General features: G+C 75.1%; 15 protein-coding genes. 5 read left to right on the plus strand and 10 right to left on the minus strand.

The features are described from left to right. Nucleotides 1-13: 13 nt before the first annotated feature. Together PP1_RS25700 and PP1_RS25705 are read left to right on the plus strand one after the other, a co-directional pair. Nucleotides 14-211, plus strand: a complete 198-nt coding sequence (locus PP1_RS25700) for a ferredoxin (RefSeq protein WP_010227910.1) — start codon at nt 14-16, stop codon at nt 209-211. A 94-nt stretch (nt 212-305) separates the two neighbouring features. Beyond that, nucleotides 306-854: a dihydrofolate reductase family protein gene (locus PP1_RS25705; RefSeq protein ID WP_010227908.1), complete on the plus strand. Its 549-nt coding sequence runs from the start codon at nt 306-308 to the stop codon at nt 852-854. A 12-nt stretch (nt 855-866) separates the two neighbouring features. On the opposite strand, the gene PP1_RS25710 is transcribed toward PP1_RS25705, so the two are convergent. Further along, nucleotides 867-1490, minus strand: coding sequence for a DedA family protein (locus tag PP1_RS25710; RefSeq protein WP_010227905.1), 624 nt, complete (start codon nt 1488-1490; stop codon nt 867-869). Between the two features lie 63 nt (nt 1491-1553). Here PP1_RS25710 and PP1_RS25715 point away from each other — a divergent pair, with 63 nt between their 5' ends. Further along, nucleotides 1554-2312 carry a class I SAM-dependent methyltransferase gene (locus PP1_RS25715; RefSeq protein WP_010227903.1) on the plus strand — a complete coding sequence of 253 codons (759 nt, stop codon included), beginning with the start codon at nt 1554-1556 and terminating at the stop codon, nt 2310-2312. On the opposite strand, the gene PP1_RS25720 is transcribed toward PP1_RS25715, so the two are convergent. The 9 genes from PP1_RS25720 to pdxA all read right to left on the minus strand — a co-directional run bounded on the left by PP1_RS25720 (nt 2298) and on the right by pdxA (nt 12550). Further along, a complete protein-coding gene (locus PP1_RS25720; RefSeq protein ID WP_060575258.1) occupies nt 2298-2987 on the minus strand; it encodes an SDR family NAD(P)-dependent oxidoreductase in 690 nt (229 codons plus the stop codon). The genes PP1_RS25715 and PP1_RS25720 overlap by 15 nt on opposite strands. Beyond that, complete coding sequence (locus PP1_RS25725) at nt 2980-4188, minus strand: sialidase family protein (protein ID WP_010243053.1); 1209 nt, start codon at nt 4186-4188, stop codon at nt 2980-2982. The genes PP1_RS25720 and PP1_RS25725 overlap by 8 nt, the downstream gene beginning before the upstream one ends. After that, nucleotides 4185-5012: an ATP-binding cassette domain-containing protein gene (locus PP1_RS25730; RefSeq protein ID WP_010243050.1), complete on the minus strand. Its 828-nt coding sequence runs from the start codon at nt 5010-5012 to the stop codon at nt 4185-4187. The genes PP1_RS25725 and PP1_RS25730 overlap by 4 nt, the downstream gene beginning before the upstream one ends. Then, nucleotides 5009-5827, minus strand: coding sequence for an ABC transporter ATP-binding protein (locus PP1_RS25735; RefSeq protein ID WP_010243047.1), 819 nt, complete (start codon nt 5825-5827; stop codon nt 5009-5011). Before PP1_RS25735 ends, PP1_RS25730 begins: the two co-directional genes overlap by 4 nt. Then, nucleotides 5824-6771, minus strand: a complete 948-nt coding sequence (locus tag PP1_RS25740; RefSeq protein WP_010243044.1) for an ABC transporter permease — start codon at nt 6769-6771, stop codon at nt 5824-5826. The genes PP1_RS25735 and PP1_RS25740 overlap by 4 nt, the downstream gene beginning before the upstream one ends. Then, on the minus strand, nt 6768-7763 hold the full coding sequence (locus tag PP1_RS25745; RefSeq protein ID WP_010243042.1) for an ABC transporter permease: 996 nt from the start codon (nt 7761-7763) through the stop codon (nt 6768-6770). Before PP1_RS25745 ends, PP1_RS25740 begins: the two co-directional genes overlap by 4 nt. After that, nucleotides 7760-9343, minus strand: a complete 1584-nt coding sequence (locus PP1_RS25750) for an ABC transporter substrate-binding protein (RefSeq protein ID WP_010243040.1) — start codon at nt 9341-9343, stop codon at nt 7760-7762. Before PP1_RS25750 ends, PP1_RS25745 begins: the two co-directional genes overlap by 4 nt. A 185-nt stretch (nt 9344-9528) precedes the next feature. Then, complete coding sequence (locus tag PP1_RS25755; RefSeq protein ID WP_010243038.1) at nt 9529-10317, minus strand: DeoR/GlpR family DNA-binding transcription regulator; 789 nt, start codon at nt 10315-10317, stop codon at nt 9529-9531. Nucleotides 10318-10321: 4 nt separating this feature from the next. Continuing rightward, nucleotides 10322-12550 (minus strand): 4-hydroxythreonine-4-phosphate dehydrogenase PdxA, encoded by a 2229-nt coding sequence (gene pdxA, locus PP1_RS25760; RefSeq protein ID WP_075314532.1) that lies wholly within the window; start codon nt 12548-12550, stop codon nt 10322-10324. A gap of 242 nt (nt 12551-12792) precedes the next feature. On the opposite strand from pdxA, the gene PP1_RS25765 reads away from it, so the two are divergent. Continuing rightward, a complete protein-coding gene (locus PP1_RS25765; RefSeq protein ID WP_139323912.1) occupies nt 12793-14220 on the plus strand; it encodes an Nramp family divalent metal transporter in 1428 nt (475 codons plus the stop codon). Further along, nucleotides 14217-15176 (plus strand): phosphoglycerate dehydrogenase, encoded by a 960-nt coding sequence (locus tag PP1_RS25770; protein WP_033199700.1) that lies wholly within the window; start codon nt 14217-14219, stop codon nt 15174-15176. The genes PP1_RS25765 and PP1_RS25770 overlap by 4 nt, the downstream gene beginning before the upstream one ends. The last annotated feature ends 10 nt before the right edge of the window (nt 15177-15186 follow it).

A 15186-nucleotide genomic window follows, 5' to 3' on the forward strand; every position in this document is an offset into this window, starting at 1 on the left:
AGGAGGGGCACCGATGAAGGTCGAGGTCGACCAGGACTCCTGCGTGGGGTCCGGGCAGTGCCTGCTCACCGCACCGGACGTGTTCGACCAGCGTGACTCGGACGCGATCGTCGAGCTGCTCGACGCCGAGCCGCCGGAGGGCGAGCACCAGGCGGTGCGGCACGCCGCCTCCGGCTGCCCGGCCGCGGCGATCACCGTCCACGAGGGCTGATCGCTCCCCGGGCGACGAGTCCGGACCGATGAGTCCGGGCCGCCTCCACGGTCGACCCTCGTGGACGACACAGGACGACCGTGGAGGCACACCCGTGCGCACCCTCGCCATCACCCAGAACATCACCCTCGACGGAGCCGTGGAGATGCTCGGCTCCTGGTTCGACCCGACGGCCGACGCCGGGGACCAGCAGGCCGAGATGCACCGGCAGGACGCGAGCTGTGACGCCGTCCTGCTCGGGAGGCGGACCTTCACCGACTTCCGCGGGTTCTGGCCCGAGCAGACCGACGACACCACCGGCGTCACCGCGTACCTCGACAAGGTCCAGAAGTACGTCGTGTCCTCGACCCTGACCGATCCGGAGTGGGTGAACTCGACGATCCTCGCCGGTGACCCGGTCGCCGAGGTGACGGCGCTCAAGGAGGCGTCCGGCCAGGACATCGTCGTCACCGGCAGCATCGATCTCTGCCACACGCTGATCGCGGCCGGGCTGGTCGACGAGCTGCGCCTGTTCCACTACCCGGTCGTGCAGGGCCGCGGCCGCGGCCTGTTCCCGGACGGCTGGTCGCGGGAGGGGCTGCGGCTCATCGACGCGAAGAGCTTCAGCGGCGGGGTGACCTACACCTGCCACAGCCTGCGCTGACGGCGGCCCGGGTCACGCGTCGTCGGCCGCGGCGGCGCGCTCGACCCGGTTCCGCACCGCCCGCGACACCAGCACCCCCGCGACGACGGCGACCACCAGCCCGACCCAGGAGAACCGCTTCAGCCAGGTCTCGGCGACCAGCCCCAGCAGGTAGATCGCGGTGACGGTGCCGCCGGCCCACAGGATCGCGCCGGTCGCGTTCGCGGCGAGGAAGGCCGGGTAGCGCATGCGCATGGTCCCGGCGAGCGGTCCGGCGAGGATCCGCAGGATCGCGACGAACCGTCCGAACAGGACGGCCCACACGCCGTGCCGGTCGAAGATCCGCTGCGCGACGGTGACGTGCCGCGGTCCGAGGTGCCGCGGGAACCGCCGGCCGAGCCGGTCCAGCAGCCCGGTGCCGTAGCGGCGGCCGACCGAGTAGCCGATCGAGTCGCCGACGATCGCCCCCGCCGCGGCGAACCCGGCGACCATCACCGGGTCGACGTGCGACCCCGGCCGCGCGGCCAGCAGCGCGGCCGCGACCAGCACGATCTCGCCGGGCAGCGGGATGCCGATGCTCTCGACACCGACCACGGCCGCGCAGAGCAGGTAGATCGCGAGCGGGGGGATCGCCATCAGGAGCATGTCGACGTGCACCGGTCCATCATGCCTGCGACCGGGGGCTGCGCCGGAGGCCCGGGGGAGGCATCATCCGGGTACGTGAGCACATCGCTGGAGCGGGTCTTCCTCGCCGCCCACGACGACCTCCCCCGCGAGGCACCGGGATCGGAGGAGACCACCGCGCTGCTGCTGCAGCTGGCGGGGGAGCTCCCGGACCGGCCCCGGATCGTCGACATCGGCTGCGGGACCGGGCCCGCCACCCTGCCGCTGGCCGCCGCGACCGGCGGGGACGTCGTCGCCGTCGACCTGCACGAGCCGTACCTGCGGCGGTTGCAGGCCCGCGCCGCGGTCTCCGGGCTCGGCGAGCGGGTCCGGCCCCTGGTCGCGCCGATGGACGACCTCCCGCTGCCGGACGGCGAGGCCGACCTGGTGTGGTCGGAGGGCGCCGCCTACGTCATGGGGTTCGACGCCGCACTGGCGTCCTGGCGGCGGCTGCTCGCCCCGGACGGGGTGCTGGTGCTGACCGAGGCGGAGTGGACGACGCCCGCGCCGTCACCGGGCGCCCGGGAGTTCTGGGACGCCGGCTACCCGGCGATGCGGACGACCGCGGACAACGTGGCCGCCGCGCAGCGCGCCGGGTACACGGTCCGGGCCGCCTACCTGCTGCCGGACTCCGACTGGGACGCCTACTACCGACCGCTGGCCGCGCGGATCGAGCTGCTGCGCGCCGACGGGGTGGACCCGGCAGCGCTCGACGAGGTCGGCCACGAGATCGACGTCCGCGACCGGTACGGCACCGAGTACGGCTACACCGCCTACGTGCTGCGGCCCCGCGGAGCCGGCTCAGCGGGGCAGTGACGCCCCGGCGCAGACGGTGAGCGTCTGACCGGTGATGGCTCCGCCGTCCGGGCCGACCAGCAGCTCGACCAGGGCGGCGACCTCCTCCGGTCGCACGCGGCGACCGAGCGGCGGCAACAGCGGCGGGGTGCCGGACCGGCCGGGGTCGGCCAGCATCGGCGTCTCGGTCGGGCCGGGGGCGACGACGTTCACCGTGATCCGGCGGGCGGCGAGCTCGGCCGCCCAGGAGCGGGCCATCGCCTCCAGCGCGGCCTTGGTCGCCGCGTACTGGCTCTTCCCGGGCGAGCCGCCCGCGGTGCGGCTGCCGACCAGGACGATCCGGCCGCCGTCGGGGATCCGGTCGAGCAGCGCCCCGGCGAGCTCCGCGGCCGCGGCCACGTGCACCCGCCACATGAGGTCCCCGGCCTCGGCGTCGAGCGCACCGAGCGGGGCGGTGCGCTGGAGCCCCGCCGCGTGCACGACGGCGTCGACCGGACCGGTCCCGGCGACCGCACCGGCGACCGCGGCCGGCCCGGCCAGGTCGGCGGCGACCCAGGCGAGCCCGTCGCGCGGTGCGGGGGCGCTGCGGGACAGCCCGGTGACCCTCCAGCCGGCGTCGAGCAGCCTGGCGGTGACGGCCGCCCCGATCCCGGAGCTGACCCCGGTGACGACGGCGTGCGGCGCGGTCTCAGCCACCCGTCGCCGCCGGGGTCAGGTGCACGTGCCGGATCGCCTGCCGGTAGACGGTGTAGGCGATCTCCAGGCCGCCGTCGGCCGCGGCCCGGATCGTCGGGTACGAGAACTCCCGGTTCCGCTTGCCGCGCGAGTCGTTGACGAGGCAGAACCCGTCGCCGGTCTCCAGGTCGCGGCGGACCGGCCAGGTCCGGCCGCCGTCGTCGGAGATCGCGAGGGTCATCGGGGCGCGTGAGGCTCCCCAGAACGCGCCCTCCCGGAGCGCGTCGGCAGCCGCGGCCCCGCCCGCGGTGCCGACGTCGCCGCTGTCGGAGATCTCGTCGTAGAGCGACGCCCGCCGCGCGGTCGCGTCGGCCCGGCTGCTGGGGTTCCCGACGAGTGCGAGCCGGCCGTCGGCGAGCCCGACGACCTGGACCGACGAGTTGTTGTTCGGCAGCTCGACGGGTTCGGGCGCCGACCAGGTGCCGCCGTCGTCGGTGGAGACCGAGCGGTGCACGGCGTCGGCGCGGCGGCTGCGGTAGAGCGCGACGAGCGATCCGTCCGGCCGGGCGACGACGTTCATGTGGACCTGCCCGGTGCTGTCGGGGACGGCGGTCTCGCGCCAGGTGGCGCCGTCGTCGTCGGAGACCATCACGGCGGACGTGTCGAGGTCACCGACCCAGCGGCCCTCGGGCGGGGTCACGCAGTGCCAGACCGGCAGCAGCCACCGGCCGCTCCGGGTGACGACGACCGGCTGCCGCACGAACACCCCGCCGCCGGGCCCGGCCGGGAACAGCGTGCGCCGCGCGTCCCAGGTGCGGCCGCCGTCGCCGGAGGTGCGTACGCGGACCTCGGCGGTGTCCTGGTTGCCCGCGACCTGCGCGGTCCACAGCAGCCACACCGTGCCGGACGGGGCGACGAACAGGAGCGGGTTCTGCTCGGAACGCTCCGGGTCGTCCGACAGGGCGACCGGCCCGGTCCAGCGGTCGGAGCCCGGTTCGAGGCGGGAGTACCGCACCCCGATGTCGGGCACGCCCTCCTGGGTGCCGCCGAACCACACGCACCCCAGCGCGCCGCCGGGCAGCTCCATCAGGTTCGCGGCGTGGTTCTGGACGTCCGGCGCCGGCAGCAGCGCGTCGCGCCGGTCCGGTTCGCCGGCGTGCGGGCGGAGCAGGCCGTCGGCGGGGCCGGGCAGCTCGGCCGGTGCGGTCTCGGTGACGGTCACGGGCGGGTACCTCCGGACGGTGCGGGGACGGCCCCGGCCAGCGCGGAACGCGGCTTCCGGCCCCGGACGGCCGCCGGGTCCAGCGACGCGGCCCGCAGCCGCCGGGTGACCTCGTGGGTGGGGGAGCCGAGCACCTCGGCGGTCCGGCCGGACTCGACGACCCGGCCGTGCGAGAGGACGACGACGTTCTCGGTGATCTCCCGGACGACGCCCAGGTTGTGGGCGATCACCACGAAGGTCAGGCCGGACTCGCGCTGCAGCTCCCGCAGCAGGTCGAGGACCTGGGCCTGCACCGAGACGTCGAGCGCCGAGGTGGCCTCGTCGCAGACCAGCAGCTCGGGGTCGCTGGCCAGCGCGCGGGCGATCCCGATCCGCTGGCGCTGGCCACCGGAGAACTCCGAGGGCCGCCGGGCGGCCGCGGACGCGGGCATACCGACCCGGTCGAGCAGCGCGACCGCGCGCCGCTCGCGCTCGGCCCGGCCGCGGATCCCGCGCAGGGCCAGCGGTTCCGCGACGATCCGGCCCGCGGTGAGGTGCGGGTCGAGCGAGCCGTACGGGTCCTGGAAGATCATCTGGACCTTCCGGCGGTGGGCCCGCAGCTTCCGCTCGGGCAGCGTCGCCACGTCGACGCCGTCCAGCTCGATCGCCCCCGCCGTCGGCCGGATCAGCCGCACCAGGCAGCGCGCGATCGTCGACTTGCCGCAGCCCGACCCGCCGACCACGGCCAGGGAGCCGCCGCGGTCCACGGACAGGTCGACGCCGTCGACGGCGCGGAAGTCGTCGAACGCGACGGTCAGGCCGCGGACGGCCAGGTGCGGGGTCATGACGGGGTCCCTTCGAGGGTGGGGACGGCGGCGATCAGGCGACGCGTGTACTCCTCGCGCGGGGCCCCCACGACCTGCTCCACCTCGCCGGACTCGACGAACGCCCCGGACCGCATCACGTGGATCCGGTCGGAGACGAGCCGGGCGACGCCCAGGTCGTGGGTGATCAGCAGCATCCCGACGCCGGTGCGTTCCTGCAGCTCCAGCAGCAGGTCGAGGATCCCGGCCTGCACGGTGACGTCGAGGGCCGAGGTCGGCTCGTCGGCGACGATCAGCCGCGGCTCGCCGGCCAGCGCGATCGCGATCAGGACGCGCTGCAGCATCCCGCCGGAGAGCTGGTGCGGGTAGGAGCGCCACTGCGTCTCCGGGCGGGCGACGTGCACCTGGTCGAGCAGCGCGATCCCGCGCTCGCGGACCGTGCTCCGCGACAGCTCCGGATGACGCAGCCGCAGGGCGTGCCCGAGCTGGGCCCCGATCGTGTGCACCGGGGACAGCGCCGTCATCGGGTCCTGCGGGACGAGGGACACCCCGCGGCCGCGGACCGCGGCCGGGGCGCGCGGATCGGTGAGCACGTCGACGGGGGCGGCGTCCGGGTCGAGCGCGTAGCGCACCACCCCGCTCACCACGGCGGTCCCGGCGGGCAGCAGGCCGAGCACGGCCATCGCCGTCGTCGACTTGCCCGAGCCGGACTCGCCGATGAGGGTGACGGTCTCGCCGGCGCCGACGTGCAGGTCGACGCCGTCGACCGCGCGGACCACACCGCGCTCGGTCACCAGCTCCACCTGCAGGTCCGCGACCTCCAGCAGCGGGGTCATCGGGTCGCCTCCTTCCGGCCCAGGCCGAGGAACCGGGGCCGGCCGACGCCGCCCGGCCGGTCGCGCAGACCGTCGCCGAGCAGGTTCACGCCGACCACGAGCAGCACGATGACCAGGCCCGGGAGGGTGGCGATCCACCACGACGTCGTCACGTAGTCCTGGCCGTCGGAGACGATCCGGCCCCAGGTCGCGAACGGCCGCTCCGGACCGGCCCCCAGGTACGACAGCGCGCTCTCCAGCAGCACCGCCTGGGCGAGCAGCAGGAGCACCACGAGCGACGCCGGCTTCACCACGTTCGGCACCACGTGCCGGACCAGGATCGCCGGGCGGCCGAGCCCGAGGGTGCGGGCCGCGTCGATGTAGGGCTTCCCCCGCTCGACGAGCACCAGCGACCGGGTCAGCCGGAACACCTCCGGCCACTGCGCCACCGCGATCACCGCGGTGATCACCGGGATCGACGAGCCGAACAGCGCGACGACGAGCAGCAGCATCATCAGCAGCGGCAGCGCCATCTGCGCCTCGGCGAGCCGGGACGCGACGGCGTCGGTCCACCCGCCGAGGAAGCCGGCCAGCGAGCCGAGCGTGAGCCCGATCAGCCCGGACACCAGCACGGCGAGGATCCCGACGGTCAGCGACACCTGGCCGCCCGAGAGCACCCGGGCGAGGAGGTCGCGGCCGAGCTGGTCGGTGCCGAACAGGTGGCCGTCGGTCAGCGGGGGCAGGCGGCGGGCCGAGAGCTCCTGGGCGTCCGGGTCGGGCAGCGGCAGCACCGTCGCCAGCAGCACCGGCAGCACGACCAGCGCCGTGCAGACCGTGCCGATCCAGATCTTGACCCGCGAGGCGCGGGCCCGGCGGTGTGCCGGGGACGCCGCGGCGAGCTCCGGCGTGACGGCGGAGGGGCGGCCGGTGGGTGCCGCCGTCCGCTCCGGGACGGTCGTGCTCATCGCGCGGACTCCTTTCCGAGCCGGACCCGCGGGTCGAGCAGCGGGTACGCGAGGTCGATCAGCAGCTGGACGCCGATCGCCAGCGCGGCGGTGACCAGCACCGTCGCCTGGATCAGCGGGTAGTCGCGGGTCTCCAGGGCGCGGACGACGAGCGAGCCGACGCCGGGCCAGGAGAACACCACCTCGACGACCACGACGCCGTTGAGCATCGCGGCGAACCGGGTGCCGAGCGCGGTGAGGACGGGGATGGCGGAGTTCGCCATCGCGAAGCGCCAGACGAGCGTGCGCTCACTCGCCCCGCGGGCCCGGGCGACCGTCAGGTACGGCGAGGTCAGCGCCCCCGTCATCTCCCGGCGGACCAGCCGGGAGATCAGCGCGATCTGCAGGATCGCCACCGTGAGCGTCGGCAGCACCAGCCCCGACCAGGTCGCGAACCCGGACGCCGGCAGCACCGGGACCAGCACCGAGAACAGCGTGAGCAGCATGACGCCGCTCCAGAAGTCGGGCATCGACTGCCCGGCGACCGTGACGACGTTGGCCCCGAGCTCGCGGCCGGTGTCGGCGCGCCGGGCCATCCAGATGCCCAGCGGCACGGCGACGAGCGTCGTCACCAGCACGGCGGAGACCGCGAGGGTGATCGTGTACGGCACCCGGCCGAGGACGACGTCGAGTGCGGGGGCCTGGAACGAGTAGCTGGTCCCGAGGTCACCGGACAGCAGGTTCCGCAGGAACGTCAGGTACTGGGTGAGCACCGGCTCGTCCAGGCCGAGCTGGGCGCGGATCCGCTCGAGGTCCTCGGGCGAGGCGTTCGGACCGGCGTAGGCGGCGGCCGGGTCGCCCGGGGCGAGCCGCACCAGCACGAACACGGTCGAGATCGTCAGGAAGATCGTGAGCAGGCCCTGCCCGACCCTGACCACGGCGTAGCGGGCGAGCCCGGCGGCCCGCGACGGCGCGCGGCGCGCGGCGGGAGCGGGCGCGGTCGTGACGGTCATGCCGAGGCCCCCAGCGCGACGGAGGAGAGGTCGTAGGAGTTGGTGGGCAGCAGCTCGATGCCGGAGACCCGCTGCCGGCGGGCCTGCACGACGTCGGGCACGAACGCCCAGAGGCACGGCCAGGTGTCCCAGATCTTCTTCTGGGCGCCGGCGAGGGCGGCCTCCCGGCGGGCCGGGTCGGTCTCGGCCGCCGCGGCGTCCAGCGTGCGGGCGACCTCGGGCACGACGTAGCCCTGGTAGGTGTCGCGGGTCCGCTCCTTGGCCGGGGTGCCGCCGTACATGCCCTGCAGCACGGTCGCGGCCTCGCCGGTGGGCCCGGCGAACCCGTTGCCGAGCACGTCCCAGTCCCCGCCGCGGCCCTGCCGCCAGGCGGTGATGTCCCCGCCGGGCTGGAACTGCTGCAGCCGGGTGCGGACGCCGACCCGGCCGAGCATCCCGGCGACCGACTCCATCACCGAGGTGTCGGCGGGGAACTCGCCCGACTCCCAGATGATCGTCAGCTCCAGGTCGCGCACGCCGGCCGCGTCGAGCATCTGCCGGCAGCGGGCCGGGTCGTAGCGGTAGCCGCCGGTGTCGGCGGCGCCGCTCAGCGCCGAGGCGACGACGCCGCGGGCGGGTTGCACCGAGCCGACCAGGACGTCGCGGGCCAGTGCCTCGCCGTCGACGGCGTAGGTCAGCGCCTCGCGCACCCGCGGATCGGCCAGCGGGTGCCCCGGGGGCTTGCGGAAGTTGTAGAAGAGCTGGTTGGTGCGGGTGCTGGGGGAGCGGTCCAGGATCACCGACGGCAGCCCGGCGAGCTGCTCGGCGGAGTCGGGGGTGATGCTGTCGATGACGTCGAGCTCGCCCGAGCGCATCGCGACGACCCGGCTGGACTCCTCGGGCACGAACCGGACCTGCACCGACTCCAGGTGCGCCGCGGCACCCCAGTAGTTCTCGTTGCGGACCAGCGTGTAGTCGCCGGTGCCGGTGTTCGCCTCGGCGACCCGGAAGGGGCCGGAGCCGATGCCGTCGGTGAGCTGCTCGGGGCGGTTGGCCGCGGCCGGGGTGACGAGGACGTTCGCCATCAGCAGGTCCATCACCGGCACCGGGTCCGAGGTCACCAGCCGGAAGGTGCGGTCGTCGACCGGGCGCACCGTCGGGATCTCGGGGAACAGGCTGGCGATGAACCCGCCGTTGACCTCGCCGTAGCACCGCAGTGCCACGTCGACATCGGTCACGGTGACGGGGCTGCCGTCGGAGTAGCGGACGCCGTCGCGCAGCCGGACCGTCCACTCGGTGGGCCCGGTCCGATCGAAGCGGTCGGCGAGCACCGGCTGCGCGGTCTGGCCGGGGCCGACCCGGGTCAGGGCCTGCCGGACGGCGCGCTGGACGGTGACGGCGCCGTCGAACTGGTTGAGCTTGTTGTCCAGGCTGGCGAGGGAGCGGTTGAGCCCGAGGACGATCGTCCCGGGGCCGGGTGCGCCGGTCGGGCCGGCGCAGCCGGCGAGCGGGACGGCCGCGGTCCCGGCGACGGCCAGTGCGGTCCACCGCAGGAACGCCCGGCGGTCGAGTCGCGGGCCGGCCTGTCGGTCAAGGGTCATCGTCGACCTCCGGAGGCGGGGGAGGGGCGCGGTGGGAGACCACCGGGCCCAGCAGGTCCTACGCTCGCACTGTGTGCGCGATGTGCGCAAGACCGGATTTGGAACGCGCATTGCGCGCACATGTGGGCACGCCAGGTGAGCGTGGGTGAGAGTGATCGATCGGTTCGCGCGAAACGCGCAGCAGGTCAGGCGACGCCGTCGGTCGTGTCGGCGACCGTCACCGTCACCCCGGAGCCGCGCAGCGCGGCCAGCTGGGCCGTGTCGGCGGCCGGGTCGGTGATCAGCGTCCAGCCCGGTTCGAGCCGGGCCCAGGCGTGGAACGGCCTGCGCCCCAGCTTGTCCGCGTGGGCGAGCACGTAGACCGCCGAGGCACGGCGCGCCATCAGCTCCTTGAGCCGGGTCTGGGCGAGCTCGGCTTCGCAGAGCCCGCCGTCGGTGGTCACGCCGTCGGCCCCGAGGAACGCCCGGTCGAAGCTCAGGTGCTCCAGTGCGGCCTCGGCGAGCGGGCCGACGAAGCCCTGGCTCACCGGGCGCAGCGTGCCGCCGAGACAGTGCACGGTGACGCCCTCGGCGTCGGACAGCTCCCCGAGCGCGGTCAGCCCGGTGGTCACCACGGTGATCCCGGGTACCGCACGCAGCTCGTGGGCGAGCGCCCCGACGGTGGAACCGGCGTCGAGCAGCACGGTCTCGCCGGGCCGCACCAGCGCCGCCGCCGACCGTGCGATCGCGCGCTTGGCGCCGAACGCCTCCCCGATCCGCTGCCGCAGCGACGTCTCGGGGTGCGCGGACAGCGCCATCGCGCCGCCGTAGGTGCGGGCCAGCCGGCCCTCGGCGGTCAGCTGGGCGAGGTCGCGCCGGATCGTGGACGCGGTGACGTCGAAGGCGTGCGAGAGCTCCTCGACGCTGGCGAGGCCACTCGTCGTCGCGAGCCGGACGATCTCGTCCCGGCGGGCACGTGATCCGCGGGGCGGCATGGCGTCACGCTACCGGTCGGGCGGCGAGCTCCACGGCCTGCCGCAGTGCCTCGACCATCGACCCGGCGTCGGCCTTCCCGGTGCCGGCGATGTCGAACGCGGTCCCGTGGTCGACCGAGGTCCGGATGACCGGCAGCCCGACGGTCAGGTTGACGCCGTTCTCGATGCCGAGCACCTTGACCGGGCCGTGGCCCTGGTCGTGGTACATCGCGACGATCAGGTCGTAGTCGCCCCGCCCGGCCAGGAAGAACGCGGTGTCGGCCGGCAGCGGGCCGCGGGCGTCGATCCCGTCGGCGCGCAGCACCTCCAGCGCGGGGACGATCTTCTCGGCCTCCTCGCCGTAGCCGAACAGGCCGTTCTCCCCGGCGTGCGGGTTGATCCCGCAGACGCCGATCCGGGGGGCCTCCACACCGGACCGCACCAGCGCCTCGTGTCCACGCCGGACGGTGCGCTCGACCAGGCCGGGCTCGATCCGCGCGACGGCGTCGATCAGTCCGATGTGCGTGGTCACGTGCACGACCTTCACCGTCGGCGTCGACAGCATCATCGACACCTCCTCGGTGCCGGTCAGGTGCGCGAGCAGCTCGGTGTGACCGGGGAAGCGGTGGCCGGCGGCGTGCAGCGCCTCCTTGTTCAGCGGCGCGGTGCAGATCGCCTGCACCCGCCCGGCGACGGCGAGCGCGGCCGCGGCCTCGACGTAGCGGTAGGCGCCCTCACCGGCGGCCGCGGAGACGGTGCCCCACGGCAGGTCCGCGGGCAGCTCGCCGACCTGCAGCACGCAGACCCGGTCCGGTCCGGGCGCGGCGCTCTCCACGTCGTCGACGGCGACGATCTCGGCCGGGTGGCCCAGGACGGTCGCGGCCCGGCGCAGCCGGTCCGCGTCGCCGATCACGACGGGACGGCAGCGGCCGAGGACGTCCGGGTGCACGAGGGCCGGGACGATCACCTCGGGGCCGATCCCGGCGGCGTCGCCCATGGTGACGGCGACGGTCGGGAGTGGTGCGCCGGCCCCGGCGGGGACCTGCGGGGAGACGGTGGCGGTCATGCGGCTGCCTTCCGATCGTTCGGTGCGGTGCGGAGGGTCCTGGGTCGGACCGGTGGGTGGGGCGACGGCGGTGGCCATCGCGGCCAGCGAGTCGTCGTCGCCGAAGCTGCCGGGCCGGGTGACGACCTGCCGCCCGCCCGCGGCGGCGCTGCGGACCGCGCCGTGCGCGACCTGGCCGAGCGGGACGAGCCGGTCGGTGCCCAGCGCGTCGAGCACCCGGCGGGCGGTCTCGCCGCCGGTGAGGACGAGGTGCGGGCCGTCCGGCCCGCCGGCCAGCGCCGTCGCGGCCCGCGACAGCGCGCCGGCGACGGTGGCGGGGTCGCCGCGCAGGTCCGGGTCCGGCCGCAGCACGGTGACGCCCGGTCCCGCGGGGCCGTCCGGCACCGGGTCACCGGGGCGCAGCCGGATCTCGACGGCGCCGTCGTCGAGCAGGCGGGCGACCTGCCGGGCGGCGACCGGCTCCGCCGACCCGACGACGGCCAGCACCGGCCGCGGCGCGCCGTCCGGGGCGTCCCCGGTGCCGAGCCCGGGACACCCGGTGGCACGGCCGAGTGCCGCGGCGAATCCGCCGGAGCCCGCGGTCGCGACCCCGGCCGCCGCGGCCGCGGCGGCGACGAGGTCCAGGTCGTCGTCGGTATCGGCGTCGCAGAGCACGACCGGGCCGCGCGCGAGGGCCGCCGCCAGTGCGGCGTGCGGGTCGCGGCGCAGCTCGGCGACGCCCAGCACGACGGCGTCCGGCCGGCCGGTGGCGACGTGCAGGTCGTCCGGCGCGGGGTGCGGTTCCATCCGCCAGGCGTCGGTGCGGTGCAGCGGGACCCCGTCGAGGTGGACGACCCCGCCCGAGACCGTGCGCCCGGCGCCCGGCAGGGCCGCGGCGACGACGACCGGTCCCCGCCCGGCGAGCGCCCCGATCCCCGCGGCGACGTTCCCCCGCAGCAGCGAGTCGATCTTCAGGAAGGTCCGCGTGCCGGCCGGCGCGGCGTCGAGGACGCGGCGCGTGCGGTCGGCGGCGACGGCGGGTGCGGCGGTGCGGCAGTGCAGGTCGACGACGGTCAGCCCGGTCGCGGGCAGGTCGGCGCCCGGGGCGAGCAGGATCGTGGCCGGCTCGCCGGGCACGGCGAGCACGGCGGCCGTCTCGGCGGCGCCGGAGAGGTCGTCGGCGAGCACGAGCACGGGCGTGGCGGTCATCGAGCACCTCCCTCGGGCGTCGTCGTCGCGGGGACCGGCGGTGCGCCGGTCGTGCACATCATGCAGCAAACGCGCGTTCTGCGCGAGCACTTCTGCGCAGAACAAGCAGAGATTCGCGATATGGACCGACAGTATTGCGCGAAGCGCGCAGGATGTGTCATGTTCTGCCCGGCGCAGTCGCGCCGACCGATCACCCCGGCGGCCGGTTCCCCGGCCTCACCACGGACCAGAACGGGATGTCGATGACGACGACCGACGACACGGCGGGTCGCGCCGCACGGACCGGCTCGCCCGACCCGTACGCGCTGGACCCGGCCGACGTCCGCCCCCCGCCGACCACGTTCGGCGGCCGCCTGCGCCACCTCGGCCCCGGACTGATCCTGTCCGCCGCGGTCGTCGGGTCCGGTGAGCTCATCACCACCACCGCGCTCGGCGCGAAGGCCGGGTTCGTCCTGCTGTGGCTGGTCGTCGCCAGCACCGCGGTCAAGGTCTGGGTGCAGATGGAGCTCGCCCGCTGGGCGATCCTCTCCGGCAAGCCCGCCCTGGAGGGCTACGCGCAGGTCCCGCCGCGGATCGGCCGGATCAGCTGGATCAACGTGCTGTGGATCCTGATGGACGGCGCGAAGATCCTCCAGCGCGGCGGGATCATCGGCGGCGCCGTCGCGGCGCTGAGCATCCTCTGGCCGATCGTCGGCGAGCCGCTGTCGTTCCCGTCGCTGCTCACCTGGACCGTGATCACCGTCGCGAGCGTGCTGTTCCTGCTCCGCACCAACCGCTACGGCGTGGTCGAGAAGGTCTGCTTCGTCGCGGTCCTGCTGTTCACCGTCGCCACCGTCGGGCTGGCGCTGGGCCTGCCGCTCACCCCGTTCGGGTACGGCGGCGACGACCTCGCACTCGGCTTCGAGTTCCTCATCCCGGCCGGCACGCTCGGCTTCGCGATCGCGATGTTCGGCATCACCGGCGTCGGCGCCGACGAGATGACCACCTACTCGTACTGGTGCATCGAGAAGGGCTACGCCCGCTGGACCGGCCCGGAGGACGGCACCGAGGAGCGCGCCCGCCGCGCCGAGGGCTGGCTCAAGGTCATGCGGCTCGACGTGTTCGTGTCCTGGCTGGTGTGCACGGTCTGCACGCTGTCGTTCTACCTGATCGGCGCGTCCGTGCTGCACCCCCAGGGGCTCGTCCCGTCCGGCAACGAGATGATCACGACGCTCTCCCGGATGTACACCGACACGCTCGGCGAGTGGGCGATGTACGCCTTCCTGGTCGGCGCCGTCGCGGTGCTGTTCTCGACGTTCGTCGCCTCCACCGCCAGCGTCCCGCGGCTCTGGACGCACACCCTGTCGCTGCTCGGTGTGCTGGACTGGCGGGACCGGGCCGCCCGCGAGAAGTGGATCCGCATCCTCACGATGACCATGCCCCCGGTCTGGGCGCTGGGTTACCTCGCGGTGCAGTCGCCGGTGCTGATGGTCCAGATCGGCGGGGTGGCCGGCGGGGTGTTCCTGCTCGCGGTCGTCGTCGCCGTCTGGTACCTGCGTACGACCGAGGTCGACCGGCGGTTCCGGTCGAACCCGCTGCTCACCGTCGCGCTGGCGCTGTCCAGCCTCGCGGTGACGGCGCTGGCCGTGTACTCCCTGCTCGACACGTTCGGCGTGGACTTCGGAGGATGACCGCAGTGAACCCCCGGCCCCGTGTGCTGATCACGACCCCGAGCTTCGGCGCGCGCTCCGACGCTCCCTGGACGGCGCTGAAGGACGCCGGGCTGGAGCCGGTCGTCCGCACCGACCGGCACCCGCTGCCCGCCGCCGAGCTGGCCGCGCTGATGCCCGGCGTCGACGCCGCGATCGTCGGCCTCGACGAGGTGACCGCCGAGGTGCTCGACGCCGCGGACGGGCTGCGCGTGCTGGCCAAGCACGGCGTCGGCGTCGACAACCTCGACGTCGCGGCCGCCGCCGCCCGGGGCGTGACCGTCGTCAACACCCCGGGTGCGAACACCGGGGCGGTCGCCGACCTCGCGTTCGCGCTGCTGCTCTCGCTCGCCCGCCGGATCCCGCAGGCGCACGCCTCGACCGCGGCCGGCCGCTGGGAGCGCTTCTTCGGCCCGGAGCTCGCCGGCCGCACCCTCGCGGTGGTCGGGTTCGGCCGGATCGGACGGGCGGTGGCCCGGCGCGCCTCCGGGTTCGACATGGAGGTCGTCGCGCACGACCCCTTCCTGCCCGGCACCGAGGCCGACGGCGTCCCGCTGCTCGGCCTCACCGAGTGCCTGGCCCGCGCCGACGCCGTCACCCTGCACCTGCCCGGCGGCTCCGGCACCCCGCTCATCGGTGCCCCCGAGCTCGCCGCCATGCGGCCCGGCTCCTACCTCGTCAACACCGCCCGCGGCGACCTGGTCGACGAGGCCGCCCTCGCCGCGGCCCTGCACGACGGCCACCTGGCCGGGGCGGGCGTGGACGCGTTCGCCGTCGAACCGCCGGCCGGGAGCCCCCTGCTCACCGCGCCGAACGTCGTCCTCACCCCGCACGTGGGGGCCGCGAGCGACGACGCCAACGCCGCGATGGGCTCGATGGTCGTCGCGGACATCACCCGGGTGCTCCGCGGCGAGCGGCCCGCCCACCCCGTCGGCTGAGGAGACCGAA

The sequence above is a fragment of the Pseudonocardia sp. P1 genome (assembly GCF_000178675.2).
Lineage (GTDB): Bacteria > Actinomycetota > Actinomycetes > Mycobacteriales > Pseudonocardiaceae > Pseudonocardia.

Excerpts from the sequence above, each read along its gene's own strand:
- PP1_RS25750 (WP_010243040.1), bottom strand. The coding sequence starts at position 9,343 with ATGACCCTTGACCGACAGGCCGGCCCGCGACTCGACCGCCGGGCGTTC.
- PP1_RS25755 (WP_010243038.1), bottom strand. The coding sequence starts at position 10,317 with ATGCCGCCCCGCGGATCACGTGCCCGCCGGGACGAGATCGTCCGGCTC.
- PP1_RS25745 (WP_010243042.1), bottom strand. The coding sequence starts at position 7,763 with ATGACCGTCACGACCGCGCCCGCTCCCGCCGCGCGCCGCGCGCCGTCG.
- PP1_RS25700 (WP_010227910.1), top strand. The coding sequence starts at position 14 with ATGAAGGTCGAGGTCGACCAGGACTCCTGCGTGGGGTCCGGGCAGTGC.
- PP1_RS25735 (WP_010243047.1), bottom strand. The coding sequence starts at position 5,827 with ATGACCCCGCTGCTGGAGGTCGCGGACCTGCAGGTGGAGCTGGTGACC.
- PP1_RS25730 (WP_010243050.1), bottom strand. The coding sequence starts at position 5,012 with ATGACCCCGCACCTGGCCGTCCGCGGCCTGACCGTCGCGTTCGACGAC.
- PP1_RS25765 (WP_139323912.1), top strand. The coding sequence starts at position 12,793 with ATGACGACGACCGACGACACGGCGGGTCGCGCCGCACGGACCGGCTCG.
- PP1_RS25770 (WP_033199700.1), top strand. The coding sequence starts at position 14,217 with ATGACCGCAGTGAACCCCCGGCCCCGTGTGCTGATCACGACCCCGAGC.
- PP1_RS25740 (WP_010243044.1), bottom strand. The coding sequence starts at position 6,771 with ATGAGCACGACCGTCCCGGAGCGGACGGCGGCACCCACCGGCCGCCCC.
- pdxA (WP_075314532.1), bottom strand. The coding sequence starts at position 12,550 with ATGACCGCCACGCCCGTGCTCGTGCTCGCCGACGACCTCTCCGGCGCC.